The organism is Sphingomonas sp., from assembly GCF_017744835.1.
GTDB lineage: Bacteria > Pseudomonadota > Alphaproteobacteria > Sphingomonadales > Sphingomonadaceae > Sphingomonas.
This window is the reverse complement of record NZ_JAGIAM010000003.1, coordinates 188,914-211,314: the sequence shown is the minus strand read 5'-3', so window position 1 is coordinate 211,314 and position 22,401 is coordinate 188,914. Positions and strand designations below refer to the sequence as shown.

Here is a 22,401-nt window from a genome sequence, read left to right as displayed (position 1 = left end):
GGGCCTGTGATGCGGTTACGAAACTACCTGGGAGGTCGTTGAAGCGCGGATGCCTATCGGGTGACGCTGATGTTCATGCCGCTCCATCGGCCGCAAGTCGGGCGCACACCGAAGCGGTCAGTTCGTCGGCTGGAAAGGCACAGTCGATGCAAAGCTCGTCCAGCGTCACATCGAGGGGGGCGGCGAACCTGGTGATCGTCTCGAAGAATCGCAGCGGACCTGCCGGACTGCGAAAATCGAGAGTCAGCACCGGCTCAATCGCATCACCGATCCTCCGATACCGCCATTCCTGCGGCACGTCGGGATAGCTCAGCAGTTCGGCCAGCAGCGCCCGCCCGGGCCCATCGCCCGGGGTGGCTGCAAGATGATCGTGCAGGCGCCGCAGGAAGCCCGTCGCGACCTCGGTCCAATTCAGGATCACCGGCCGGAAATCTTCCGGGTCGAAGATCTGTCGCAGCAGGTTCGCGTGACGGCTCTCCCGGCCCTGCATCACCAGTCGGTTGATGCGCATTGCACCCTCGTTTGCCGCGAGCACGTCGAAATGGCGGTTCAGTACGAATGCCGGATAGGGGTTTTGATGGCGAAGGATCAGGTCGACCGCGCTGCAAGCCTGTTCGAGCGCGGGCGTGGCCAAGTCGCGTTCGGCATATTGCGGCGCGAAGCCCGCGGCCAGCAGCAGCGCGTTACGTTCGCGCAGAGGCAGGGCAAGCGCATCGGCAAAGCGGCCGATCGCATCGCGCGACGGCTTGGTCTTGCCCGTTTCGACGAAGCCAAGGTGCCGCGCGGACATGCCGCACTCGAGCGCCATGTCCAGCTGGCTCATTCCGCGCGCACCCCGCCATTCGCGGAGCAAAAGCCCGATCGGCGGATACGGGCCGTCACCCATTGTCGCTGCCATGAGATCCCCCAGAGAATAGCTCCCTCCCGCGCCGGCGGGCAGCCTGGTTCCGCAATCACGATTCGTTGGCAGCCCTCTTTCGGTACCCCTTCCGATCAATCAACCCAAATGCGCCCTGCATCACCCTGCGCTTCTCCGCGGAGCAGGAAGCGGTCGGCGAATACAGGGAGGCGATCTTCGCCCTCTTTTTAATGGTCACCGACTTCGCAAGTGCGGATCCGGCGCGCATCCGCTTTCCCCCCAATGCGTAACGGCGGGTTCGGGAGGCGCGGCGCCATGCGTCGGGTCGGACCCCGTTTCGGGTTTGCCGAGAATGGTCCCGCCCCCACCGGAGGCGATGCATGCCCCTCAACATCAACTAGTTTGTATTATAAACCAGTTGATGTACGCTCCCCCATCGGAACTCGTTCCCGAGTCTGACGGAGATGAGCAATGACCCAGATCACCCTCGGCCATACGCCCGAGCGCCTGCATGCCCTCGACGGGGTACGCGCGGGCGCACTACTTTTGGGCGTAGCCTTCCACGCCTCGCTGAGCTTTCTGCCCGGTCCCCAGTTCTGGGTCGTGCGCGACGCGCCGAGCGACGCGCTCGGGACATTCTCCTTCGTTGCGCACATCTTCCGGATAGCCGCCTTCTTCCTGATCGCGGGCTTCTTCGGCAGGATGCTTCTGGGGCGCCGCGGCCTTGGCGGCTTCGTGCGCAACCGGCTGGCCCGCATCGCGCTGCCGCTGCTGGTCTTCTGGCCGATCGCCATCACGGGGATCATCGCAACCTTCATCTGGGGCGCGGCGACGATGGCCGGGGGCAGCCTGCCGCCGGGACCTCCGCCACCCCCGCCGACGCTGGCGACCTTCCCGCTCACGCATCTGTGGTTCCTCTACCTGCTCCTGCTCTTCTACGCGGCGACGCTCGCGATCCGCGCGGTGCTGGCATTGGTCGACCGCGAAGCTCGGGTACGGGGCGCGCCGGTCGACCGCGTCATGCGCCTGATCACCGCGACGCCCGCAGCGCCGCTCTTCCTCGCGGCGCCGCTTGCCGTCGCGCTGGCGCTACGCACCCCCTGGTATGCATGGAGCGGCATTCCGACGCCCGACATCGGTTTCGTGCCCAATGGCGCCGCCGTCACTGGATTCGGCACCGCCTTCGCGTTCGGCTGGCTGCTCCACCGCCAGACGGGCCTGCTCGATTCGATCCGCCGTTGGTGGGCGGTTCAGCTTGCGGCGGGCGTCGTTCTCGCCATCTTGTGCCTGGTACAGCTTCATGGAACGCCAGCGTCGGTCCCGATGCCGCAGGGCGCGGCCAAGCTCGTCCTAGCGTGCACCTATGCGCTCGCCGTATGGTCCTGGACGCTTGGCATCACCGGCGCCGCGCTGCGCTTCCTGACGCGCGAGCAACCGGCCTTGCGCTATGTCGCCGACGCTTCGTACTGGATCTACCTGATGCACCTGCCGGTGGTGATGGCGCTGCAAGTGGCCATCTATCCGGTCGGGGTGCCGGGCCTGGTGAAATGGGCGCTCGTCACGGCGGCTGCTTTCCTTATTCTGATCGCGAGCTACCATCTGCTGGTGCGCCATAGCTGGCTCGGCCGCTGGTTGAACGGGCGCAAGCTTCCCTGGCGCGCTCCTGCGCCCGCGTTGGAGACGCACGCCGCATGACCGACAATGCCGATACGGCCCGCGACGACCTGGCCTTTGTCCGCGCGCTGGTGAGCGAAGGGGGCCAGGTCCAGGCCTCGCTCGGACAGGCCCTGCTCGCCGCCGGGGGATGCTATGGCCTGCAGTGCCTCCTCCAGGCGCTGTTCGCCTCGGGAGTCCAGGCGCCGTTCGCCGTGCAGCTGACGGTGGGAATCTTGCCGACGCTGCTGTTTCTGGCGGCGATCACCTGGATCACCGTGCGCGACAAGAACAGGAGCCGGAACAGCGTGGGCGCGCGCGCGATCAACGCAGCCTTCGGAGGGGGCGGGCTGGCGGCGCTCGCCACCGCCCTGATCTTCGGATATCTGGCGTATCGAACGCAGAATATGGGAACCTGGCTGCTCCACCCCGTCATGATCTGCGTCGTACAGGGAACGGCCTGGTACACTGCCTATGCGATCCGGCGCCGCGGCTGGTACGCACTCGCATCGGCGGGCTGGTTCGCGACCTCGCTGCTGCTGGCCTGGCTGCTCGGCAGCGGCGGTCCCGACATCGCCACGCCGTTCCTGCTGGTGCTGGCCTTTGCCTTGCTCGGACTGATGGCGCTGCCCGGCTGGGTGCTGATGCGCACGGGCGCCCGCCTCGCGGCATGACGGGCTTCGACATCGGCCAGATCGACGACGTCATCCACGGGCGCATGCGCCTGGGGATCATGGCATATCTCGCCGATGCCGAAACTGCCGATTTCAACGAGTTGAAGGCGCTGCTCCAGGCGACGCAGGGCAATCTTTCGGTGCATCTGCGCAAGCTCGAAGAAGCGGGCTACATCGCGATCGAGAAGAGCTTCCTGAACCGCAAGCCGCTCACCCGCGCGACGATCACGAGCAAGGGACGAAAGGCCTTCGCGGCGTATCTCGAGGCGCTTGGCAAGCTCATCGGTCCCTGACCTTTCCGATCGGGCGGCGCAGAAAACCGAGATTTCGTGCCAACATCGCAGCACTGGAGCATTCTTGCGAATGCTGGTGACCCCTACGGGACTCGAACCCGTGTTTTCGCCGTGAGAGGGCGACGTCCTAGACCGCTAGACGAAGGGGCCGGCAGCGGAAGGCGCGCAATTAGGGACAGTGGACCGAGCCGTCAAGCGCAGATCTTGCGATTTCGCACCGCGGCTCGGCTGCTCCCGACCGGCGCGTCCCGGGACAGCGCTCCCGCCCTCTCCGCGCCCCTGCACGAACGCGAAGACAGACGGGCGTGGAGCGCCCCCTGCGGGCTATTTCTTGCCGAGCAACCCGCCGGCCAGTCCCCCGATGTCGTCGATCACGCTGCCGTCGTGGTTGCGGTCGAGCATCGAGCCGAGACCGCCCAGCACGCCGGCGCTCTGGCCCTGGATCAATTGCGCGAACTGGCCGAGCGAACCCTCGCCGCCGATGTGCCCGATGATGTCGTTGATCTTGTCGAGCGGCAGGCCGGTCGAGGCGGCCGCGCTCTGCGCCGTGTCGCCGGGCTCCGGATGCGCCTTGGCGAGCGCGCCAATCGCGCCTTCGACCTGCTTCGGGTCGAGACCGATCTTCTCGGCGAGGTTCACCACGTCGGACACGCCGCCCAGCTGCCCGAGCAATCCGTCGAAAATACCCATTTGAAGCACTCCAGGATGGCCCCCGCCGGAGACGATCCTACCACTCCGCGGGCGGCGGCGCGAGCACTGCGCGGGCCGCGAAACAGCTTGTTGCAATTGGGGTCCTTTCAATTGTCGCAATTGCGGATCATGAAGAGGGCGCGGGGTGGGGCGAACGCCAGTTCAGGAGTCGTTCCATGGGTATCTTTTCTTCGATCAAGAACGCCATCTTCGGCCACAAGAAGGCCGCGCCGGCTCCGGCTCCCCAGGCTGCGCCTGCCGCCGCTGCGCCTGCAGCCGCGCCCGCGCAGCCCCAGCCGGCGCCCGCGCCGCAGCCCGTCGACATCGAGGCGGTGCTGACCGCCCTCCAGCAGGAGAAGGGCACCAATCTCAACTGGCGGTCTTCGATTGTCGACCTGATGAAGCTGGTCGGAATGGAATCGAGCTATGCCGAGCGCAAGGAGCTGGCGCAGGAGCTCGGTTACACGGGCGAATATGACGGCAGCGCCGACGACAATATCTGGCTCCACAAGCGCGTGCTGCAGGAGCTGGAGAAGAACGGGGGCAAGGTGCCCGCCGGTCTCATCGACTAACCGCGCGAGGGGGCGCGCCGTCGCGTCCCCTCAGCCCTTCCAGCGGCGCCACGTCCGGCGCCGCCAGGCCGCGGCGGGCCTCCACCGAGAAGAGCAGCTCGCGCGAATAGAAGCGAAGCGGCCATTCCCGCGCGCCCATCGGCGACGCGAGCAGCGCGTTGACGCGCTCGGCGAGCCCCTCCCCGCCCCGCCATTCGCGGAGGAAGCGCCGCACCCCCGCGACATAGGCGCGCGTGATCGTGTCGTGATAGCCGCCGTGATCGTCGTTCACCCCGCCCACGCTCTCGTTGAAGCGCGAGATGATGCCGGCGATCTCCCCATCCACGTCGACATCGGGCCGCTCGGCGAGCAGCCACAGGCAGGCGGCGAGATGCGCCTCGTGCGTCCATTCCTCGCGCGCGAGCGTGCACGCGAGCAGCCCTTCGCCGATGTGGACCACATCGGCGTCGGAGGCGAAGAAACGGGGCGGGAATTCGGTCATCGATCGGGCTCCAATGACCCGATCGACGACCGGGCAGTTCAGGCGGGGAGCGGCGTTCGCGGCGCGGCCTGGCGCACCTCTTCGTCCACATGCTCCGCGAATTGGGCGAAATTCTCGTTGAACAGGTCGACCAGCCTCGCCGCAGTGGCGTCATATTGCGCCTTGTTCGCCCATTGCTCGCGCGGGTCGAGCAGCGAGGGATCGACGCCCGGCACACTCACGGGCACGCGGAAGCCGAAGTTCGGATCGGTGCGGAACTCGGCCTGGTTGAGGCTGCCGTCGAGCGCGGCGTTGAGCAGCGCGCGCGTCAGCTTGATCGGCATGCGCTTGATGCCGGGGTCGGTCGCCTTGCCGCCCGCCCAGCCGGTGTTGACCAGCCAGCAATCGACTCCGCCCTTGGCGATCCGCTCCTTGAGCAGGTTGCCGTAGATCGAGGGATGGCGCGGCATGAAGGGCGCGCCGAAGCAGGTCGAGAAGGTCGCCTCGGGCTCGGTCACGCCGATCTCGGTCCCCGCGACGCGCGCGGTATAGCCCGAGAGGAAGTGGTACATCGCCTGCTCGGGGGTGAGCTTGGCGATCGGCGGCAGCACGCCGAACGCGTCGGCGGTGAGCATCACCACGTTGCGCGGCACCGGCCCCATGTTCTCGGCCGAGGCATTGGGAATGAAGTCGATCGGATAGGCGCCGCGGCTGTTCTCGGCGAGGCTGTTGTCGTCGAGGTCGAGCTCTCGCGTCTCGGCGTCCATCACGACATTCTCGAGCACCGTGCCGAAGCGGCGCGTGGTCGCGTAGATCTCGGGCTCGGCTTCCTCCGAGAGGCGGATCATCTTGGCGTAGCAGCCGCCTTCGAAATTGAAGACCGCGGTGTCCGACCAGCCATGCTCGTCGTCGCCGATCAGCGTGCGGCTGGCATCGGCCGAAAGCGTGGTCTTGCCTGTCCCCGAAAGGCCGAAGAACACCGCCGTGTCGCCGTTCGGCCCGATATTGGCCGAGCAGTGCATCGGCATGATGCCATCCACCGGCAGCAGATAGTTGAGCAGCCCGAAGACGCTCTTCTTCATCTCGCCGGCATAGGCGGTGCCGCCGATCAGGATCAGCTTCTCGCTATAGTTGACCGCGATCACCGTCTCGCTGCGCGTGCCGTGACGCGCGGGATCGGCGCGGAAGCTCGGCAGGTCGATGATCGTATATTCGGGAACGAAGCCCGCCAGCTCGTCGGCGGTCGGGCGTACCAGCATCGTGCGGATGAACAGGCTGTGCCAGGCGAATTCGTTGATCACGCGCACGTTGACGCGGTGCTCGGGCTGCGAGCCGCCGAACAGGTCCTGGACGAACAGCGTCTCGCGCTCGGCCAGCTCGGCGAGGAAATCGGCCTTGAGCGCGGCGAAATGCGCGGGATCCATCGCCTTGTTGGTCTTGCCCCACCAGACGCTTGCGTCGGTCTCGGCATCGCGGACGATGAACTTGTCCTGCGCCGATCGGCCGGTGTGCTTGCCCGTGGCGACGACGAGCGGACCGTCCTTGGCTAGCCTCCCCTCACCGCGGCGTACCGCCCGCTCGACGAGCGGCGCGGTACCCAGATTCCAGAAAAGCTCGGCGTTGGTCTCGATACCCTGCATCTCGAGACCGTGAGACGATCGACGTTCCGTCACTCAAATTCTCCCATGGGCGCAACTTTACGTCCCGGTTTCTGGGCCCGGGTACGCGTCTGCTCCCGCCATATGAGAGCCCGGAAAAAAGGGTCAATGCAGGTAAACGCTGTCAGCCGATTGAGCGTGCAGGAAAGTTGGTCTAACTCCCTTTTCGATGCTTCGAAGCCCCCCGCTGTCCGCATGACTGCGACGATCGCGCTGGTCGATGACGACCGGAACATCCTCACTTCGGTGTCGATCGCCCTCCAGACCGAAGGCTTTCTGACGCGCGTCTATTCGGACGGCGAGAGCGCGCTCAAGGCGCTGATCGACAATCCGCCCGATCTGGCGGTGCTCGACATCAAGATGCCCAAGCTCGACGGGCTCGAGCTGCTGCGCCGGTTGCGCGAGAAGAGCGCGATCCCGGTGATCTTCCTCACCAGCAAGGACGACGAGCTCGATGAGGCGCTGGGCCTGGCGATGGGCGCGGACGACTATATCGCCAAGCCGTTCAGCCAGCGGCTGCTGATCGCGCGCATCCGGGCGATCCTCAGGCGCACCGAAGCCGCGCAGCCGAGCGTCGACGGCGCCGAGGCGGAGCCGGCCGAAGTGCTGGTGCGCGGCAGGCTCACGATGGATCCGGCGCGCCACCGCGTCACCTGGAACGGCACAAACGTGACGCTCACCGTCACCGAGTTCCTGATCCTCGAGACGCTGGCGCAGCGCCCGGGCATCGTGAAGACGCGCAACCAGCTGATGGACGCGGCCTATCAGGACGACATCTATGTCGACGACCGCACCATCGACAGCCACATCAAGCGCGTACGGCGGAAATTCCGGCAGGTAGATCCCGAGTTCGATGCTATCGAAACGCTCTATGGCGCCGGATACCGTTTCTCGGACGAATAACGAGCGCGACCTCGCGCTCAAATGGTCGAGCCGCGTCAGCCTCACGCCGAGGATCCTGGCGGTGAACATCTTCGCCCTCGCGCTGCTGGGCGGGGGCTTCTCCTATCTCGATTCCTATCGCAGCCGGATGGTCGACAGCCGCGTGGCGCAGGCGCGGCGCGAAGTGCGGCTGATCGCCCAGGCAGTGGCCTCCGCCACCGCCGAGCGCCGCGACCTGCTCGTCCTCAGCCTGGCGCGCGACACGGGCAACCGCATCCGCCTGTTCGACGAGGACGGCAGGATGATCACCGACAGCCATGAGCTGGGGCTGCGCAACCTGGTGCTGCGCGATCCGGACAAGGACCCCTGGGGCCAGTCGGTCGCGCGCTTCCTCGACGCGGTGATCGACACGGTGGCCGGCGCCGCGCGCGCGCCGCTCTATCGCGAGCGCCCACGCGACGCGGGGCTCGAATGGCCCGACGTCGAGACCGCACGTGCTACGCACGGCACACCCGCCACCGTCTGGCGCGCGCCGGACCGGACGCCGGTGATCACCGCGGCGGCGCCGATCACCCAGCTCGGCGTGGTGATGACCACGGCGAATGCGCGCGACATCACCCGCACGGTGCGCACCGAGCGGCTGCGGCTGAGCGTGGTGCTGGCGATCGTCGCGCTGGTTTCGGTCCTGCTCTCGCTCTTCCTCGCGCGCACGATCGTGCGGCCGCTGCGCCGGCTCGCGCGCGCGGCGGTGCGCGTCCGGCTGGGGCGCGCGCGCGAAGTGGTGGTGCCGCGGCTTCCCGAGCGCAGCGACGAGATCGGGCTGCTAGCGCGCGCGATTTCGGACATGAGCCAGGCGCTGCGCGCACGGATCGACGCGACCGAGAGCTTCGCCGCCGATGTGACGCACGAGCTCAAGAACCCGCTCGCCTCGCTGCGCTCCGCGGTCGAGGGGCTTTCCAACGTCAAGGACCCCGACCTGCAGGCGCGGCTGCTCGCGATCGTGCGCGACGATGTCCACCGGCTCGACCGGCTGATCACCGACATCTCCGACGCCTCGCGGCTCGACGCGCAGCTGAGCCGCGCGACGTTCGAATCGGTCGACATGGGCGCGATGATCGCGGCGCTGATCGATCAGCGCGAGACCCGCGGCCTGCCGCGCGGCGTGCGGCTGCTGTTCGAGCATCGCCCGCGCGAGCCGCTGTGCGTGCTCGGCGAAGGCGCGCGGCTGGAGCGCGTGTTCGAGAACCTGATCGAGAATGCGATTTCCTTTTCCCCCGATGGCGGTTTGGTCACCATTTCGGCCTACAGCGACGACGACATGATGACCGTGTGGGTCGAGGACGAGGGACCGGGAGTGCCGGAGGAATCGCGCGAGGCGATTTTCCGCCGCTTCCATTCGGTGCGGCCGGAGAGCGAAGCCTTCGGCCAGCATTCGGGGCTCGGCCTTGCCATCGCGCGGACGATTGTCGAAGGCCATCAGGGGAGCATCGGGGTGGAAACTCGGGAGGATCGATTGGGGGGAGCACGGTTCGTGGTTCGATTGCCTCTGGCGGAGCGCGACTGATGGCGCTCCCGGAAGTCTCATCGGAAACGGTGCACGGCGCCTGCGTCGCGATCGACGGGCGCGCGGTGCTGATCGAGGGCCGCTCGGGCGAGGGCAAGTCCGACCTCGCGCTGCGGCTGATCGACCGCGGCGCCAAGCTGGTCGCCGACGAGCAGGTCATCTGCCAGCGCCAGGGCGGCGGGCTGATCGCCAGCCCCACTTCGCAGGGTGCCGGCAGGATCGAAGTGCGCGGGCTGGGCATCGTCGAGATGCCTCACGCCGAGCGCGTACCCGTGGAGCTGCTGATCGTGATCCTCGATTCGCCGCCGCGCTTCCCCGACGATGCGCGCAAGCGACGCGTCGCCGGGGTGGATGTGCCGGTGCTGCCGCTCGCGGCGCTCGAGCCCTCGGCGCCGATCAAGGTCGAGCTGGCGCTGGGACGCATCCCCAAGTGAGCAGCCGAAAGCCCAAGAACATCCTGCTCGTCACCGGCATGTCCGGCGCGGGCAAGTCGACCGTGCTGCGGACGCTGGAGGACCTGGGCTGGGAAGTCGTCGACAACCTGCCGCTGCTCCTGCTCAACCGCCTGCTCGACACCGCCCCCGGCGAAGGCAGCGACGACGGCGACCGGCCGCTCGCGATCGGCATCGGCACCCAGACGCGCGGCTTCGACGCCGAGAGCATCGTGCGGCGCATCAAGAAGCTGAGCAGCGAATATGGCCACCATGTCGGCACGCTGTTCCTCGAATGCTCCGAGGCCGAACTCGAGCGCCGCTATTCGGAGACGCGCCGGCGCCACCCGCTGGCGCAGGACCGGCCGGCGACCGACGGCATCGCCCGCGAGCGCGAGCTGCTCGCGCCGCTGCGCCGCTGGTCGAACCGGCTGATCGACACGACCAACATGGGCTCGAACGAGCTGGCGCAGCAGATCCGCTCGACCTTCGCGCCCGATGGCCTGGGCCGGACGGTGATCACCGTCGCCTCGTTCGGCTTCGCCCGCGGGCTGCCGCGCGACGCCGACCTGGTGTTCGACATGCGCTTCCTGCGCAATCCGCACTGGGTGCAGGCGCTGCGTCCCGGAACGGGCCAGGACGCCGACGTCTCCGCCTATATCGTCGAGGACCCGGCCTATGCCGAGGCGATGGCGCAGATCGAGGCGCTGCTGCTGTTTCTCCTCCCCCGCTACCAGGCCGAAGGAAAGGCCTATGTGACGATCGCCTTCGGCTGTACGGGCGGGCGGCACCGCTCGGTACACGTCGCCGAGCGGATGGCGCGGCGGTTGCGCGAGGAAGGTTTTTCGCCCACGGTGCGGCACCGCGATCTGCAGACCGCGCCGCAGGACTCATTGGAAGGGGCCCCGGTCACCATATGATGGGGTCGGAGTAGAGAATGATCGGTTTGGTACTCGTGACGCACGGGCGACTCGCGGAGGAGTTCGTCGTCGCGATGGAGCATGTCGTCGGCAAGCAGGAGCGGATCGAACCGATCTGCATCGGCCCCGAGGACGATATGGAGAGCCGCCGCGCGGATATCGCCGCGGCGATTGCACGGGTCGACGAAGGCCGCGGCGTGATCGTGCTCAGCGACCTGTTCGGGGGCACGCCGTCGAACCTCGCCATCTCGCTGATGGAGGCGGGGCGGATCGAAGTGATCGCCGGCATCAACCTGCCGATGCTCATCCGCCTGGGCGGCGCGCGCAAGACGATGAAGGTCACCGAAGCGGTGGCCGCCGCGCGCGACGCGGGCCGCAAGTACATCACCGTAGCGTCCGAAGTATTGGGAGAAGCCGCCGCGTGAGTCGCGCCATCCGTACGGTCACGATCGAGAATCGCCGCGGCCTCCATGCCCGCGCCTCCATGGCTTTCGTAACGCTGGCGACCAGCCAGCCGGTGGAACTCGTCGTAGAGAAGGACGGCAACAGCGCCTCGGGCACGTCGATCCTCGACCTTATGATGCTCGGCGCCGCCAAGGGCGACTGCATCACGATCAGCGCGGAAGGCGACGGCGCCGAGGCCGCGGTGCAGGCGATGGCGGAGCTGGTCGAGGCGCGCTTCGGCGAGGAATAACTGGTCCTACGCCGCTTTGTCCCGCTCCCCTCGCGCTTGCGGGAGGGGTCGGCGGAGGGCATGGGATACTCCGTGAACGACGCAAATCTCTGCAGGGCCACCCCCTTCCCCAACCCCTCCCGCGAGCGGGAGGGGAATTGATGCCTCGCGAAATCACTGCCTATTCCAACCCCCTCATCAAGCGCGTCCGCAACCTGCGCGACAAGCGGCATCGGCGCGAGGAAGGGCTGTTCCTCGCCGAGGGGCTGCGCATCCTCACCGAGGCGCGCGAGGCCGGGCGGCTGCCCGAATATCTGTTCTTCGCGCGCGACAACGGCCGGCACCCGCTGGTCCAGGCGCTGGTCGAGGCCACCGAAGCCGCCGGCGGCGAGGCGATCGAGACCAATGCCGACATCCTCTCCAAGCTCTCGGGCAAGGACAATCCGGGCGCTGTCGTCGGCGTCTATCCCGAATTCGCGCTGTCGCTGACGGATCTCGACCGCGCGGCCGCGCCGATCTGGCTGGTCGCCGAGCGGCTGCGCGATCCCGGCAATCTCGGCACCATCCTGCGCACCGGCGACGCGGTGGGCGCAGGCGGGCTGATCCTAGTCGACGAGTGCGTCGATCCCTTCTCGGTCGAGGCGGTGCGCGCGAGCATGGGGGCGCTGTTCACCGTGCCCGTCGCCAAGGCGAGCTGGGACGAATTCAGGGCCTGGCTGCGCAGCGGTCCCGGCCAGCTCGTCGGGCTGAGCCTCGATACCGAGCACGACTATCAGGCCCCGCGCTACGCGGCGCCGACCTTCCTGCTCACTGGCAACGAGGCGCAGGGCATGCCCGACTTCATGGCCGAGGAATGCGACCTGCTGGTCAAGATCCCGATGCTCGGCAAGGCCGACAGCCTCAACGCGGCGGTGGCGACCGCAGTGATGGCATACGAAGTGCTGAGCCAGCAGCGGCGGGGGTGATCCGCGGCGGAAGTTGACACAAGTTGACCGAAGTTGACACTGTGGAAGTTGACAAAGTTGACACCTTCCGCGGGGGATTTCGCAAATCGCTGACTTCGCGGCTTGCTGTTGCGACGGTTCAAAGAGCGGCCGGGACACCTCGGCGCGGCGAGCAGAGCAAAGCAAATCCTACATTGCAACCGCGCGATCGCCCCGGAGCAGCGCGTCGAGTTCGAGCGCATTGGCGGCGGCCGCGCCCGATGCGGTGTTGTCGAAGATGACCCAGACTTCGGCGCCGTCCTGCGCCGCCGCGCTCGCCCGCTCCGCCAGACCGGCGATCTGCGCCGCGTCATACGAGGACCAATAGACCCGCGGCGCGCCGTGCAGCCGGAAATAGGCGAGCGCCGGCGTGCCGCGCGGCGCGGCTGCCTGGGGCACCGGTGCCGGGTCGGCCGCGACGCCGGCGATGTGGAAGGACGCGAGCAGCGCCTCGGCATCGGGGGCGAACCAGCTCGGGTGCCGCGCCTCGAGCGCCACCGGTCCGCCGAGCGTCCGCGTCACGGCCTCGAAGAAGGGCTCGGCGACTTCGGCCGACCAGGACAGGCTCGGCGGAAGCTGGACGAGCAGCGGTCCGCGCTTGCTGCCGAGGCCGGCGATCTGCTCGGCGAAGACCTCGAGCTCGGCCTCGCAGCCGACCAGCCGCGCCTTGTGGGTGATGGTCTTGGGGAGCTTCACCGAGAAGCGGAAGTCCTCGGGCACGCTGGCGGCCCAGCGCGCATAGGTCGTGGGGCGGTGCGGGCGGTGGAAGCTGCTGTTGATCTCGGCCGCGTCGAACCGCCCGGCGAAACGCTCGAGGCTGCTGCCCTCGCCGGCGAAATCCCCGGCGACCGCGCGCGGGATCGACCAGCCCGCCGTGCCGATCCTCAGCCTGCCGTGATGGGGAAGTTGGCGCGCCACGCCGAGTAAACCGGGCGAAGGCGCTTACCGTTCCCCGGCGCAGGTCAGGCGGGCACGTAGCGCAGCCGGAGCACGTCCTCGCCGATCCGGTCGTGGCCCAGGAGCCGGAGCGGCGGCCGGGCCTCCGCGAAATAGGGCGTGCCATGGCCGAGCACGACGGGGTGGAGGTAGATCCGGTATTCGTCGATCAGGCCGAGTTCGCCCAGGCCGTGCGCGAGCGTGGGGCCGGCGAGGCCGATCTCGCCGTCATGTTCGGCCTTGATCGTGCGGATCGCGCCTTCCAGATCGTCGCCGAGCAGCGTCGCGTTGGGGCCGACCGAAGTCAGCGTGCGCGAGACGACCCATTTGGGCTGCCTCCGCCACGCCGCCGCAAAGGCACGGCGGTCCGCATCCCAGTCCGGCTGATCCTCGTCCCAATAGCGCATCAGCTCGTACAGCACGCGGCCGTAGACGCTGCCCGCCGCCTGTTCTGCCTCCTGCACGAAATGGCGGAAGAGCGTGGCGCCAGGCGCGAAGCGCATATGGTCGACATAGCCGTCGAGCGACTGGTTCATCCCGAACACGAGCCTGGCCATGGCGGCCTCCTTTCGTCCGTGCGACATCCGTGCGCCGCGCGGATCGCATTATGCAATCGCCGGTGGGCTGGATCGACTGATTTGTGCGGAGGGCGCGCCGGACACGAAAAAGCCGGGCCAAATCTGACCCGGCTTGGACCACTTTTCCGTGGTTTATCCACTGGCGCGCCCGGAACGATTCGAACGTCCGACCCTCAGATTCGTAGTCTGATGCTCTATCCAGCTGAGCTACGGGCGCGCTGTGGAGCGGCGCTGATAGGCGGAGCTTTTCAGGAACGCAACCCCGTTGCGCAGGGTTTTTCACAGGAATAGAGCGAGCCCATGCGCAGACCCGCCATTTTCGTGCTCATCGCCCTAGCGGGCTGCACCGAAACCCCGAATCGATACCCCTCGCTGCTGCCGAGGCCGATCGAATCGCAGAGCTTTGCGGAGCCGGAGCGGCCGGTGCCGGTGGCGACGCCCGACGCGGCGCTCGATTCGCAGATCGCCGAGATCACGGCCTCGCTCGACGCCAACAACCAGAAGTTCGTCGCCGCGGCGCAGGATGCCGAGGCCAAGGTGGCGGTGGCGCGCGGCGTGGCGCCGGGATCCGAGGCGTGGCTGACCGCGCATGCGGCGCTCAGCGCGCTCGAATCGCTGCGTGCGCCGACGCTCAATGCGCTGTCCGAGCTCGACCGGCTGATCCTCGATCGCGGCAAGGCGGGCGAGCCGCCCTATCCCGCGCTGGCCGCCGCTTCCGAGCGCGCCGAGCAGCTCTCCAACACCCAGAGCGACCGGATCGGCGCGCTCAACGCGGCGCTCGCCGGGGCCTGAGCCGCTATTCCTCGACCATCGAGGGCTGGAACACCCGCATCACCGGCATGACCGAGGCGTAATCGTCGGTCCAGGGGCGGAAGCGCGGCCAGGGGGCGAGCGGCTGCCACTCCTGGCTATGCGCGGTCAGCCGGTCGAGCACCGTCTTGTCGCGCGACAGCGCGATCCAGTCCGATGACGTCGCCTCGTCGAGCTCCTCGAGCGCGCTCGGCACATATTCCATCCGCGCCGCGTGCCAGCCGCCCCGGTCGGCGGCGCCCGCCACCACGCGCGCCAGCGTGAGGAAGCGATTGGAGATATGGACGAGCAGCAGCCCGTGCGGCCCGAGCACGCGGCCATAGGTGTCGAACGCCTCGGTCGTCATCAGGTGCATCGGCACCGTATCCGACGAGAAGGCGTCGAGCGCGAGCAGGTCGAGACTCGCGTCGGGCATCTCGCCGATCCTGAGCCGCGCATCGCCGAGCACGATCTGCGCCCAGGGCGCGCAGCGGCTGAGGAAGGTGAAGGCGCCGCTGTCGCGCGAGAGCTGGACCACCGCGGGGTCGATCTCGAAGAAGCGCCATTGCTGGCCGGGCACCGCGTAGCAGGCGAGCGTACCGGTGCCGAGCCCGACCACCCCGACGCGCGCGCCCGGGCCGTAGAGCGCAGGCAGCGCCTCCATCGCCTGGCCTACGCCCGATCCGGGGACGTAGTAAGTGGTCGGCATCGTCGCGCGATTGCCCTTGAGCTGGATGCCGTGGAGCGTGGTGCCGTGCGCGAGGCGGCGCTCGGCGGGCAGATCGGTGACGGTATAGACGCCGAAATAGCTGCGCGTGCGGTCGCCGCTGAGCGAGGTTTCGACGGCACGCCAGCCGCCGAACAGGAACAAGCCGCCGGCGAGCGCGACGACGAAGGGCAGCCGCATGCCGACGGCGACCAGCCCGAGCAGCGCGACCGCGACGAAGGCGAGCTGGTCGTGGAGCGAACCGAGGGAGTTGCCCGGATTGATCAGCCCCCAAGCGACGATCACCGCGATGAGCAGCATCAGCACCGCGGCCTTGAGCCAGCGGTCGCGGCCCTGCCAGAAGCGCGCCGTGAGGCGGAGGAGGAAGCTCTGCGGCACGAGCGCGCCGGCGGCGAGGATCAGCAGCGGATATTCATAGGTCCAGTCGAACACCACCGGCGCGACCAGCCCGGCGAACACGCCGCCGAGCGCGCCGCCGACCGACATGGCGAGATAGAAGCCGGTCAGCCGATCGGGCGCCGGGCGGAGCTGATACATGCGCCAGTGCAGCGCGACCGCTACCAGGAACAGCAGCGCCAGCCCGATCAGCGCATTGAAATAGGCGTATTTCTGGTCGCCCGCGATCAGCGTCGCGCCGAACAGCAGCACCACCACCGGCGCCAGCTTGCCGATCAGCTCGGGCATCAGCTCGCCGTCGCGGAACGCCACCGAGAAGCTCAGGAGATAGAGGCCGAGCGGCAGGACCCAGAGCATCGGCATCGCGACGATGTCGGTGGTAAGGAAAGTGGTGGTCGCGAGCATCAGCCCCGAGGGGACGAAGGCGAGCGTCACCCACAGCAGCACGCGCCGGAGCCCGGGCGGCGGGCTGGTGTGCGGGACGTGCGCCTCGCCCCGGCTCCCGCGCGGCAGGCGCGTGGCGCAGGCGATGATGAGCAGGAAGACCAACGCATAGCCCGCGGTCCACAGCCAGCTCTGCGCCTTGAGCGCCATGTTGGGCTCGACGAGCAGCGGATAGGCGATCAGGCCGCCGAAGCTGCCGATGTTCGACGCGGCGTAGAGCGCATAAGGGTCCCTTCCCCCGCTCGCGACGCTGTACCAGCGCTGGAGCAGCGGCGCCTGGGCCGAGATCGCGAAGAACAAGGGGCCGATCGAGGCGCCGAACAGCCAGGGCACCCAGAGCGCGGGCTCGGCGCTGCCGGGGAGCTGGGTAGCGATGAGACCGATCGGCAGCCACAAGGCGGCGAGCGCGAGCACGCCCATGTGGATCCCCGCCTGGGTCCGCGGCGGCACGCGGCTCAGCCAATGCGCATAGGCATAGCCGCCGAGCAGCAATGCCTGATAGACCAGCATCGCCGAGTTCCACACCGCTGGCGCGCCGCCGACGCGGGGCAGCGCCATGCGCGCGACCATCGGCTGGACGAGGAACAGCAGGAACGAGCCCGAGAGGATCGCGACGACGAACAGCCAGCGCAGCCGGGGGCGGTCCTTGCCGTTCCGCTCTTCCATTCGCGCCTTCCCTTGCTGCCGGCGTAATTGGGCGACCCTACCCACAACGTCACCCCCGCGAAAGCGGGGGCCCATCTTCTATCGTTGCAGCAAAATGCACCGGCGCGTTAGTGGATAGCGCGGGAGATGGGCCCCCGCTTTCGCGGGGGTGACGGATTGGCCAGACTATTCCGTCAGCGCAGCGACGCCGGGCAGTTCCTTGCCTTCCATCCACTCGAGGAACGCGCCGCCGGCAGTCGAGACGAAGCTGAAATCGTCCGCCACGCCGGCCTGGTTGAGCGCCGCGACGGTGTCGCCGCCACCCGCCACGGACACCAGCGATCCTTCCTTGGTCAGCGCCGCCGCGGTCTTGGCGAGGCTCACCGTCGCCACGTCGAACGGCGGCGTCTCGAACGCGCCGAGCGGGCCGTTCCACACGAGCGTGCGGCAGGTCTTGAGCACGTCGGCCAGCGCCTCGGTCGCGGCGGGGCCGACGTCGAGGATCATCTCGTCCTCGGCGACTTCGTGGACGTTGACGGTGCGCGTCGCAGGGTTGGGCTTGAACTCCTTCGCGACCACCACGTCATAGGGCAGATGGACGGTGCAGCCGGCCTTGTCGGCGGCGTCGAGGATTTCCTCGGCGGTGCCGGTCAGGTCATGCTCGCACAGCGACTTGCCGACATTGACCCCGCGCGCGGCGAGGAAGGTGTTGGCCATGCCGCCGCCGATGATCAGGTGATCGACGCGGGCGACGAGGTGCTTGAGCACGTCGAGCTTGGTCGACACCTTGGCGCCGCCGACCACCGCGGCGACCGGATGCTCGGGATTGCCGAGCGCCTTGTCGAGCGCGTCGAGCTCGGCTTCCATCTGCCGCCCGGCAAAGGCGGGGAGCCGATGCGCCAGCCCCTCGGTCGAGGCATGCGCGCGGTGCGCGGCGGAGAAGGCGTCGTTGACGTAGAAGTCGCCGAGCGCGGCGAAGCGATCGACCACGGCGGGATCGTTCTTCTCTTCGCCGCCGAAGAAGCGCGTGTTCTCGAGCACTGCGATGTCGCCCGGCTGGAGCGATGCGACGCTTTGCGTATCGCCTTCCCAGTCGACGTAGCGCACCGGCCGGCCGAGCACCGCCTCATAGGGCTTGACGATCTGCGCGAGCGAGAATTCGGGCGACGGTGTCTTGGGGCGACCGAAGTGGGCGAGGATGAGCACGATCGCGCCGCGGTCGGCGAGTTCGGTCACCGTCTGCAGCGTCGCGCGCAGCCGCGTGTCGTCGGTCACCGCGCCGTCGGCCATCGGCACGTTGAGATCCTCGCGGACGAGCACGCGCTTGCCGGCGATGTCGCCCATGTCGTCGAGCGTCTTGAAGTTGCGGGCCATCGTCATCCCCTAACGTTTTCGATGATCGCTCCCCTCCCGCTTGCGGGAGGGGTCGGGGGAGGGCCTGATCATGAGCCGATCGGCCTGCGGCGCTCCCCTCCCCTAACCCCTCCCGCGAGCGGGAGGGGGATGAAGGGCTCAGCCCAGCTTCGCCATCGCCGCGGCGGTGTCGACCATGCGGTTCGAGAAGCCCCATTCATTGTCGTACCAGCTCACCACGCGGACGAGCTTGCCGTCGATCACCGCGGTCTCGAGGCTGTCGACGGTCGACGAAGCCGGGGTGTGGACGATGTCGATGGAGACGAGCGGCTCGTCCGAATAGACCAGCACGCCCTTGAGCGGGCCGCTCTCCGACGCCGCCTTGAGGATCGCGTTGATCTCGTCGCGGGTCGTGTCGCGCTTGGGCGTGAAGGTCAGGTCGACCAGGCTGCCGTCCGGCACGGGCACGCGGATCGCCGAACCGTCGAGCTTGCCCTTGAGCTCGGGAAGCACCTCGCCGACGGCGCGCGCGGCGCCCGTGGTGGTCGGGATGATGTTCATCGCCGCGGCGCGGGCGCGACGCAGGTCGTTGTGGATCTGGTCGAGGATCTTCTGGTCGTTGGTATAGGCATGGACCGTGGTCATCAGCCCCCGCTCGATGCCGACGCTGTCGTTGAGCACCTTGGCGACGGGCGCGAGGCAGTTGGTGGTGCACGACGCGTTCGAGACGATCGTGTGCCCGGCCTCGAGCCTGTCGTGGTTGACGCCATAGACGACGGTCAGGTCGACATTCTTGCCCGGCGCCGAGATCAGCACCTTCTTGGCGCCCGCGGCGATGTGCTTCTCGCAGCTCGCGCGGTCGGTGAAGAAGCCGGTGCATTCGAGCACCAGCTCGACGCCGTTGGCGGCGTGCGGCAGGTTGGCCGGGTCCTTCTCGGCGGTCACATGGATGCGCTTGCCGTCGATGATGATGTCGTTGCCGTCGGCTTCGACCGTGCCCGGATACTTGCCGTGCACGCTGTCGCGGCTGAACAGCCACGCATTCGACTTGGCGTCGGCAAGGTCGTTGATCGAGACCAGCTCGAGCCCGGAATCGGGACGCTCGAGGATCGCGCGCGCCACCAGACGGCCAATGCGTCCGAACCCGTTGATCGCAACCTTCGTCATAGTGCTTCCCTTTCCTGCTTGGGTCGTTCGAGCCGTTCGGCCCGTCATATGGGTGCTCAGCCGAGCGCCGCCAGCACCTGCGGCGCGATCGCCGCGGCGGTGAGGCCGAAATGCGCGTAGAGCTTGGGCGCCGGGCCCGATGCGCCGAATTTGTCGATGCCGAAGCGCAGCCCGTTGGTGCCGGTGTAGCGCTCCCAGCCGAAGGTCGTGCCCGCCTCGATCGAGACGATCAGCGCATCGGCGGGGAGCAGGTCGGCGCGATAGGCGGCGTCCTGCGCGTCGAACAGCTCGGTGCAGGGCATCGAGACCAGGTCCGCGCCCACGCCCTGCGCTTCGAGCGCATCGGCGACTTCGGCGGCGAGCGAAACCTCCGAGCCGGTGGCGACCAGCACCACCTTGCGCGCAGCCTTGGCGGCACGCAGGCGATAGCCGCCGCGCGCCGAGCGGTTCGACGCCGCGGTCCAGGCCTCGTCGCTTTCCCCGCGAAGCTGCGGCAGATTCTGGCGCGACAGCGCAAGAACCGACGGCGTGTTCGGCGTCGCAAGCGCGAGCGCCCAGCATTCCGCGGTCTCGATCGCGTCGGCGGGGCGATAGACGTTGAGGTTCGGGATCAGCCGCAGGCTCATCACATGCTCGATCGGCTGGTGCGTCGGGCCGTCCTCGCCCAGGCCGATCGAATCATGCGTCATCACATAGACGACGCCGGTGCGCTGCAGCGCCGAAAGGCGGATCGCATTGCGGCAATAGTCGCTGAACACCAGGAAGGTGCCGCCATAGGGCACCACGCCGCCGTGCAGCGACATGCCGTTCATCGCGGCGGCCATGCCGAACTCGCGGATGCCGTAATAGAGGTAGCGGCCCGAATAGTCGTCGGCCGTCAGCGGCTTGGTCGAGCCGGTCTTGGTATTGTTCGAGCCGGTGAGGTCGGCCGAGCCGCCGATCAGCTGCGGCAGCTTTTCGGTGAGCGGTCCGAGCGCCATTTCGGACGCCTTGCGGCTCGCGACATTGGCGGGCTCGGCGGCGAGCTTGGCGATATAGGCTTCGAGCGCGGGGCCGGCCTTGTCGGCGATCGAGGCGATGCGCCCCTCGAACTCGCCGCGAAGGCTGCTCGCGGCCAGCCGCGCCTGCCAGGCGGCGCGCGGCTCGGCACCGCGCTTGCCGGCGCGCAGCCAGGTGTCGCGGATCTCGCCCGGCACTTCGAACGCCGGATAGGGCCAGCCGAGCGTCTCGCGCGCGGCGGCGACTTCGGCGGCGCCCAGCGGCGATCCGTGCGAGCCCGAGCTGTCCTGCTTGTTGGGGGCGCCCTTGCCGATGATCGTGGTGCAGCGGACCAGCGACGGTCGGTCGTCGGCCAGCGCCGCGTCGAGCGCCGCGCGGACGCTGTCGGGATCGTGCCCGTCGCACTCGACGACGTGCCAGCCGGTCGCCCGATAGCGCGCCGGAATGTCCTCGCTCGACGAGAGCGAGACGCGCCCGTCGATGGTGATGCGATTGTCGTCCCACAGCACGATCAGCCGGCCGAGCTTCAGATGCCCGGCAAGGCCGATCGCCTCATGGTTGATGCCTTCCATCAGGCAGCCGTCGCCGGCGATCACCCAGGTGCGGTGATCGACCAGCTCGTCGCCGAAGCCGGTGTTGAGGTGCCGCTCGGCGATCGCCATGCCCACTGCCATCGCCACGCCCTGGCCCAGCGGGCCGGTGGTGCATTCGACGCCGGGGAGCTCGAAATTCTCGGGGTGGCCGGCGCAGGGACTGCCGATCTGGCGGAAGGCCTTGATGTCCTCCAGCGTCGGGCGCGCATAGCCGGTCAGATGGAGCAGCGAATAGATCAGCATCGATCCGTGCCCGGCCGAGAGCACGAAACGGTCGCGATCGGGCCAGTGCGGATCGGCCGGATCGAACTTCAGATATTCCTGGAAGAGGACGGTCGCGACGTCGGCCATGCCCATCGGCATGCCGGGATGCCCCGAATTGGCGGCCTCCACGGCGTCCATCGATAGCGCCCGGATCGCGTTGGCGCAGTCGGTGAAGGATGCGGACACTGGAACTCCCGGGATGGCTGAAGGGGCTGATGGTTTCGCCGACGCCTTTGGGACGCACGGGCGCGCGCGTCAACCGGCTCGCCTGCACGCTTCCGCAAGCGCAGCCCGCCTCAGGAGATTTTCTCGCGCAGACGCGGGTTTTTCCGTGGACTGTTTGCCGCATCGGGCTTGCCGCCCCGCGCAGGCGTGCCTAATCCCCGTCGTAACATGGTTGACACACCCGCAGCCCGCATCGAACAGGCGCTGGCCCGGATCGAGGCCGCAGCGCACGCCCGCGCCTATGCGACCGAGCGTCTCGCACGCCGCCATTCGGTGCTCCGCCAACGGATCGAGGAAGCCGTCACGTCGCTCGACGCGCTGATCGCGCGCGAGACCGCGGCGCGGGCGGAGCAGGACTGATGGCGGATCTCAACATCACCATCGCCGGCCGCAGCTATTCGGTCGCCGCGCGCGACGGCGACGAGGCGCACCTGCGCCATCTCGAATCGATCCTGCAGAAGCACGCCGACACCGCGCAGCGCGCCTCGGGCGGGCTCAGCGCCGAACGGACGCTCGTCTATCTAGCGCTGATTCTCGCCGACCTGCTCGACGAGGCCGAACGCAACCCGCCGCAGGGGGTCTCCCCCGTGCTGCTCGACCGCATCGCCGACCGGCTGGAGGCAGTGGCGGCGGCGCTGGAGGAAGACGCCGCGGCAGCGTGAGCGGTAGGTCTTCGGCCTTATCTTCCCTCTCCCCTCGAGGGGAGAGGGTTGCGCAGACTTAGGTCCGGCACCGCCGGGCCTTAGTCGGAGCTGGGTGAGGGGTGTGCGGCTGCGCAGCAGCCGCGCGGAGCTGCGCTTCGCTCTACCCCTCACCCAACCTCCGCTAGGCACCCCGGCTAAAGCCGGGGCACCAAGCTGCGGTATCCCTCTCCCCTATCAAGGGGAGAGGAGGTTTGAACGCCCGTTGCAGATACCCCGCACAGACCCTAGATAGTCCCACGGCGGGCACTGCCCGGTGCGAGCCTTGGCAT

24 protein-coding genes and 2 tRNA genes are annotated in these 22,401 nt (G+C 68.2%); 14 read left to right on the top strand and 12 right to left on the bottom strand.

From position 1 onward, the window contains the following. Nucleotides 1-73: 73 nt before the first annotated feature. Nucleotides 74-886 (bottom strand): helix-turn-helix transcriptional regulator, encoded by an 813-nt coding sequence (locus J7500_RS08900; protein WP_294061354.1) that lies wholly within the window; start codon nucleotides 884-886, stop codon nucleotides 74-76. A gap of 444 nt (nucleotides 887-1,330) precedes the next feature. Between J7500_RS08900 and J7500_RS08895 the strand changes: the two genes are divergently transcribed. Genes J7500_RS08895 through J7500_RS08885 form a run of 3 tightly spaced genes read left to right on the top strand, consistent with a single transcriptional unit; the run spans nucleotide 1,331 to nucleotide 3,479 of the window. Further along, nucleotides 1,331-2,554 carry an acyltransferase family protein gene (locus J7500_RS08895; protein WP_294061353.1) on the top strand — a complete coding sequence of 408 codons (1,224 nt, stop codon included), beginning with the start codon at nucleotides 1,331-1,333 and terminating at the stop codon, nucleotides 2,552-2,554. Next, complete coding sequence (locus J7500_RS08890) at nucleotides 2,551-3,186, top strand: hypothetical protein (RefSeq protein ID WP_294061352.1); 636 nt, start codon at nucleotides 2,551-2,553, stop codon at nucleotides 3,184-3,186. Before J7500_RS08895 ends, J7500_RS08890 begins: the two co-directional genes overlap by 4 nt. Then, nucleotides 3,183-3,479 carry a transcriptional regulator gene (locus J7500_RS08885; protein ID WP_294061351.1) on the top strand — a complete coding sequence of 99 codons (297 nt, stop codon included), beginning with the start codon at nucleotides 3,183-3,185 and terminating at the stop codon, nucleotides 3,477-3,479. Before J7500_RS08890 ends, J7500_RS08885 begins: the two co-directional genes overlap by 4 nt. Nucleotides 3,480-3,553: 74 nt before the next feature. Here the strand turns inward: J7500_RS08885 and J7500_RS08880 are convergent. Further along, nucleotides 3,554-3,629, bottom strand: a tRNA-Glu gene (locus J7500_RS08880). Nucleotides 3,630-3,803: 174 nt separating this feature from the next. Continuing rightward, complete coding sequence (locus J7500_RS08875; protein ID WP_294061350.1) at nucleotides 3,804-4,169, bottom strand: hypothetical protein; 366 nt, start codon at nucleotides 4,167-4,169, stop codon at nucleotides 3,804-3,806. Nucleotides 4,170-4,345: 176 nt separating this feature from the next. On the opposite strand from J7500_RS08875, the gene J7500_RS08870 reads away from it, so the two are divergent. Then, on the top strand, nucleotides 4,346-4,741 hold the full coding sequence (locus J7500_RS08870; protein WP_294061349.1) for a DUF3597 domain-containing protein: 396 nt from the start codon (nucleotides 4,346-4,348) through the stop codon (nucleotides 4,739-4,741). Here the strand turns inward: J7500_RS08870 and J7500_RS08865 are convergent. After that, nucleotides 4,731-5,222 (bottom strand): hypothetical protein, encoded by a 492-nt coding sequence (locus tag J7500_RS08865; protein ID WP_294061348.1) that lies wholly within the window; start codon nucleotides 5,220-5,222, stop codon nucleotides 4,731-4,733. The genes J7500_RS08870 and J7500_RS08865 overlap by 11 nt on opposite strands. A 38-nt stretch (nucleotides 5,223-5,260) precedes the next feature. After that, nucleotides 5,261-6,874: a phosphoenolpyruvate carboxykinase gene (locus J7500_RS08860; RefSeq protein WP_294061347.1), complete on the bottom strand. Its 1,614-nt coding sequence runs from the start codon at nucleotides 6,872-6,874 to the stop codon at nucleotides 5,261-5,263. Between the two features lie 180 nt (nucleotides 6,875-7,054). Between J7500_RS08860 and J7500_RS08855 the strand changes: the two genes are divergently transcribed. The 7 genes from J7500_RS08855 to J7500_RS08825 all read left to right on the top strand — a co-directional run bounded on the left by J7500_RS08855 (nucleotide 7,055) and on the right by J7500_RS08825 (nucleotide 12,294). Next, nucleotides 7,055-7,762: a response regulator transcription factor gene (locus tag J7500_RS08855; RefSeq protein ID WP_294061346.1), complete on the top strand. Its 708-nt coding sequence runs from the start codon at nucleotides 7,055-7,057 to the stop codon at nucleotides 7,760-7,762. Next, nucleotides 7,731-9,305 (top strand): stimulus-sensing domain-containing protein, encoded by a 1,575-nt coding sequence (locus tag J7500_RS08850; protein WP_294061345.1) that lies wholly within the window; start codon nucleotides 7,731-7,733, stop codon nucleotides 9,303-9,305. Before J7500_RS08855 ends, J7500_RS08850 begins: the two co-directional genes overlap by 32 nt. Beyond that, the gene (locus tag J7500_RS08845) at nucleotides 9,305-9,739 is read left to right on the top strand and encodes an HPr kinase/phosphorylase (protein ID WP_294061344.1); all 435 of its coding nucleotides are present in this window, start codon (nucleotides 9,305-9,307) and stop codon (nucleotides 9,737-9,739) included. The genes J7500_RS08850 and J7500_RS08845 overlap by 1 nt, the downstream gene beginning before the upstream one ends. Continuing rightward, the gene (gene rapZ / locus J7500_RS08840) at nucleotides 9,736-10,656 is read left to right on the top strand and encodes an RNase adapter RapZ (protein ID WP_294061343.1); all 921 of its coding nucleotides are present in this window, start codon (nucleotides 9,736-9,738) and stop codon (nucleotides 10,654-10,656) included. Before J7500_RS08845 ends, rapZ begins: the two co-directional genes overlap by 4 nt. A 17-nt stretch (nucleotides 10,657-10,673) precedes the next feature. Further along, nucleotides 10,674-11,081, top strand: a complete 408-nt coding sequence (locus tag J7500_RS08835; protein ID WP_294061342.1) for a PTS sugar transporter subunit IIA — start codon at nucleotides 10,674-10,676, stop codon at nucleotides 11,079-11,081. Next, nucleotides 11,078-11,350 carry an HPr family phosphocarrier protein gene (locus J7500_RS08830; protein WP_294061341.1) on the top strand — a complete coding sequence of 91 codons (273 nt, stop codon included), beginning with the start codon at nucleotides 11,078-11,080 and terminating at the stop codon, nucleotides 11,348-11,350. The genes J7500_RS08835 and J7500_RS08830 overlap by 4 nt, the downstream gene beginning before the upstream one ends. A gap of 140 nt (nucleotides 11,351-11,490) precedes the next feature. After that, nucleotides 11,491-12,294 carry an RNA methyltransferase gene (locus J7500_RS08825; protein WP_294061340.1) on the top strand — a complete coding sequence of 268 codons (804 nt, stop codon included), beginning with the start codon at nucleotides 11,491-11,493 and terminating at the stop codon, nucleotides 12,292-12,294. A gap of 168 nt (nucleotides 12,295-12,462) precedes the next feature. On the opposite strand, the gene J7500_RS08820 is transcribed toward J7500_RS08825, so the two are convergent. From J7500_RS08820 to J7500_RS08810, 3 genes are all read right to left on the bottom strand, one after another. Further along, on the bottom strand, nucleotides 12,463-13,230 hold the full coding sequence (locus J7500_RS08820; RefSeq protein ID WP_294061339.1) for a DUF72 domain-containing protein: 768 nt from the start codon (nucleotides 13,228-13,230) through the stop codon (nucleotides 12,463-12,465). Nucleotides 13,231-13,274: 44 nt separating this feature from the next. Then, nucleotides 13,275-13,805, bottom strand: a complete 531-nt coding sequence (locus tag J7500_RS08815) for a dihydrofolate reductase family protein (protein ID WP_294061338.1) — start codon at nucleotides 13,803-13,805, stop codon at nucleotides 13,275-13,277. A 161-nt stretch (nucleotides 13,806-13,966) separates the two neighbouring features. Beyond that, a tRNA-Arg gene (locus J7500_RS08810) sits at nucleotides 13,967-14,043 on the bottom strand. A gap of 83 nt (nucleotides 14,044-14,126) precedes the next feature. Between J7500_RS08810 and J7500_RS08805 the strand changes: the two genes are divergently transcribed. Then, the gene (locus J7500_RS08805) at nucleotides 14,127-14,618 is read left to right on the top strand and encodes a hypothetical protein (RefSeq protein WP_294061337.1); all 492 of its coding nucleotides are present in this window, start codon (nucleotides 14,127-14,129) and stop codon (nucleotides 14,616-14,618) included. 4 nt (nucleotides 14,619-14,622) lie between these two features. Here J7500_RS08805 and J7500_RS08800 read toward each other — a convergent pair whose 3' ends face one another. The 4 genes from J7500_RS08800 to tkt form a co-directional block, all read right to left on the bottom strand. Beyond that, entirely contained in the window at nucleotides 14,623-16,848 is a 2,226-nt protein-coding gene (locus J7500_RS08800; RefSeq protein ID WP_294061336.1) for a hypothetical protein, read from the bottom strand. Nucleotides 16,849-17,013: 165 nt separating this feature from the next. Further along, nucleotides 17,014-18,201: a phosphoglycerate kinase gene (pgk, locus tag J7500_RS08795; protein WP_294061335.1), complete on the bottom strand. Its 1,188-nt coding sequence runs from the start codon at nucleotides 18,199-18,201 to the stop codon at nucleotides 17,014-17,016. A 138-nt stretch (nucleotides 18,202-18,339) separates the two neighbouring features. Beyond that, nucleotides 18,340-19,347, bottom strand: a complete 1,008-nt coding sequence (gene gap, locus J7500_RS08790) for a type I glyceraldehyde-3-phosphate dehydrogenase (protein WP_294061334.1) — start codon at nucleotides 19,345-19,347, stop codon at nucleotides 18,340-18,342. Nucleotides 19,348-19,403: 56 nt separating this feature from the next. After that, entirely contained in the window at nucleotides 19,404-21,389 is a 1,986-nt protein-coding gene (gene tkt, locus J7500_RS08785) for a transketolase (RefSeq protein WP_294061333.1), read from the bottom strand. Nucleotides 21,390-21,596: 207 nt separating this feature from the next. Between tkt and J7500_RS08780 the strand changes: the two genes are divergently transcribed. Both J7500_RS08780 and J7500_RS08775 read left to right on the top strand, forming a co-directional pair. Then, nucleotides 21,597-21,788 carry a hypothetical protein gene (locus J7500_RS08780; RefSeq protein ID WP_294061332.1) on the top strand — a complete coding sequence of 64 codons (192 nt, stop codon included), beginning with the start codon at nucleotides 21,597-21,599 and terminating at the stop codon, nucleotides 21,786-21,788. After that, complete coding sequence (locus tag J7500_RS08775; protein WP_294061331.1) at nucleotides 21,788-22,090, top strand: cell division protein ZapA; 303 nt, start codon at nucleotides 21,788-21,790, stop codon at nucleotides 22,088-22,090. Before J7500_RS08780 ends, J7500_RS08775 begins: the two co-directional genes overlap by 1 nt. The last annotated feature ends 311 nt before the right edge of the window (nucleotides 22,091-22,401 follow it).

What these genes read in the sequence shown, in the direction of transcription:
- J7500_RS08900 (WP_294061354.1), bottom strand. Translation starts at nt 886, where the DNA reads ATGGGTGACGGCCCGTATCCGCCGATCGGGCTTTTGCTCCGCGAATGG.
- J7500_RS08895 (WP_294061353.1), top strand. Translation starts at nt 1,331, where the DNA reads ATGACCCAGATCACCCTCGGCCATACGCCCGAGCGCCTGCATGCCCTC.
- J7500_RS08890 (WP_294061352.1), top strand. Translation starts at nt 2,551, where the DNA reads ATGACCGACAATGCCGATACGGCCCGCGACGACCTGGCCTTTGTCCGC.
- J7500_RS08885 (WP_294061351.1), top strand. Translation starts at nt 3,183, where the DNA reads ATGACGGGCTTCGACATCGGCCAGATCGACGACGTCATCCACGGGCGC.
- J7500_RS08875 (WP_294061350.1), bottom strand. Translation starts at nt 4,169, where the DNA reads ATGGGTATTTTCGACGGATTGCTCGGGCAGCTGGGCGGCGTGTCCGAC.
- J7500_RS08870 (WP_294061349.1), top strand. Translation starts at nt 4,346, where the DNA reads ATGGGTATCTTTTCTTCGATCAAGAACGCCATCTTCGGCCACAAGAAG.
- J7500_RS08865 (WP_294061348.1), bottom strand. Translation starts at nt 5,222, where the DNA reads ATGACCGAATTCCCGCCCCGTTTCTTCGCCTCCGACGCCGATGTGGTC.
- J7500_RS08855 (WP_294061346.1), top strand. Translation starts at nt 7,055, where the DNA reads ATGACTGCGACGATCGCGCTGGTCGATGACGACCGGAACATCCTCACT.
- J7500_RS08850 (WP_294061345.1), top strand. Translation starts at nt 7,731, where the DNA reads ATGGCGCCGGATACCGTTTCTCGGACGAATAACGAGCGCGACCTCGCG.
- J7500_RS08845 (WP_294061344.1), top strand. Translation starts at nt 9,305, where the DNA reads ATGGCGCTCCCGGAAGTCTCATCGGAAACGGTGCACGGCGCCTGCGTC.
- J7500_RS08835 (WP_294061342.1), top strand. Translation starts at nt 10,674, where the DNA reads ATGATCGGTTTGGTACTCGTGACGCACGGGCGACTCGCGGAGGAGTTC.
- J7500_RS08825 (WP_294061340.1), top strand. Translation starts at nt 11,491, where the DNA reads ATGCCTCGCGAAATCACTGCCTATTCCAACCCCCTCATCAAGCGCGTC.
- J7500_RS08815 (WP_294061338.1), bottom strand. Translation starts at nt 13,805, where the DNA reads ATGGCCAGGCTCGTGTTCGGGATGAACCAGTCGCTCGACGGCTATGTC.
- J7500_RS08805 (WP_294061337.1), top strand. Translation starts at nt 14,127, where the DNA reads ATGCGCAGACCCGCCATTTTCGTGCTCATCGCCCTAGCGGGCTGCACC.
- J7500_RS08800 (WP_294061336.1), bottom strand. Translation starts at nt 16,848, where the DNA reads ATGGAAGAGCGGAACGGCAAGGACCGCCCCCGGCTGCGCTGGCTGTTC.
- pgk (WP_294061335.1), bottom strand. Translation starts at nt 18,201, where the DNA reads ATGGCCCGCAACTTCAAGACGCTCGACGACATGGGCGACATCGCCGGC.
- gap (WP_294061334.1), bottom strand. Translation starts at nt 19,347, where the DNA reads ATGACGAAGGTTGCGATCAACGGGTTCGGACGCATTGGCCGTCTGGTG.
- J7500_RS08780 (WP_294061332.1), top strand. Translation starts at nt 21,597, where the DNA reads ATGGTTGACACACCCGCAGCCCGCATCGAACAGGCGCTGGCCCGGATC.
- J7500_RS08775 (WP_294061331.1), top strand. Translation starts at nt 21,788, where the DNA reads ATGGCGGATCTCAACATCACCATCGCCGGCCGCAGCTATTCGGTCGCC.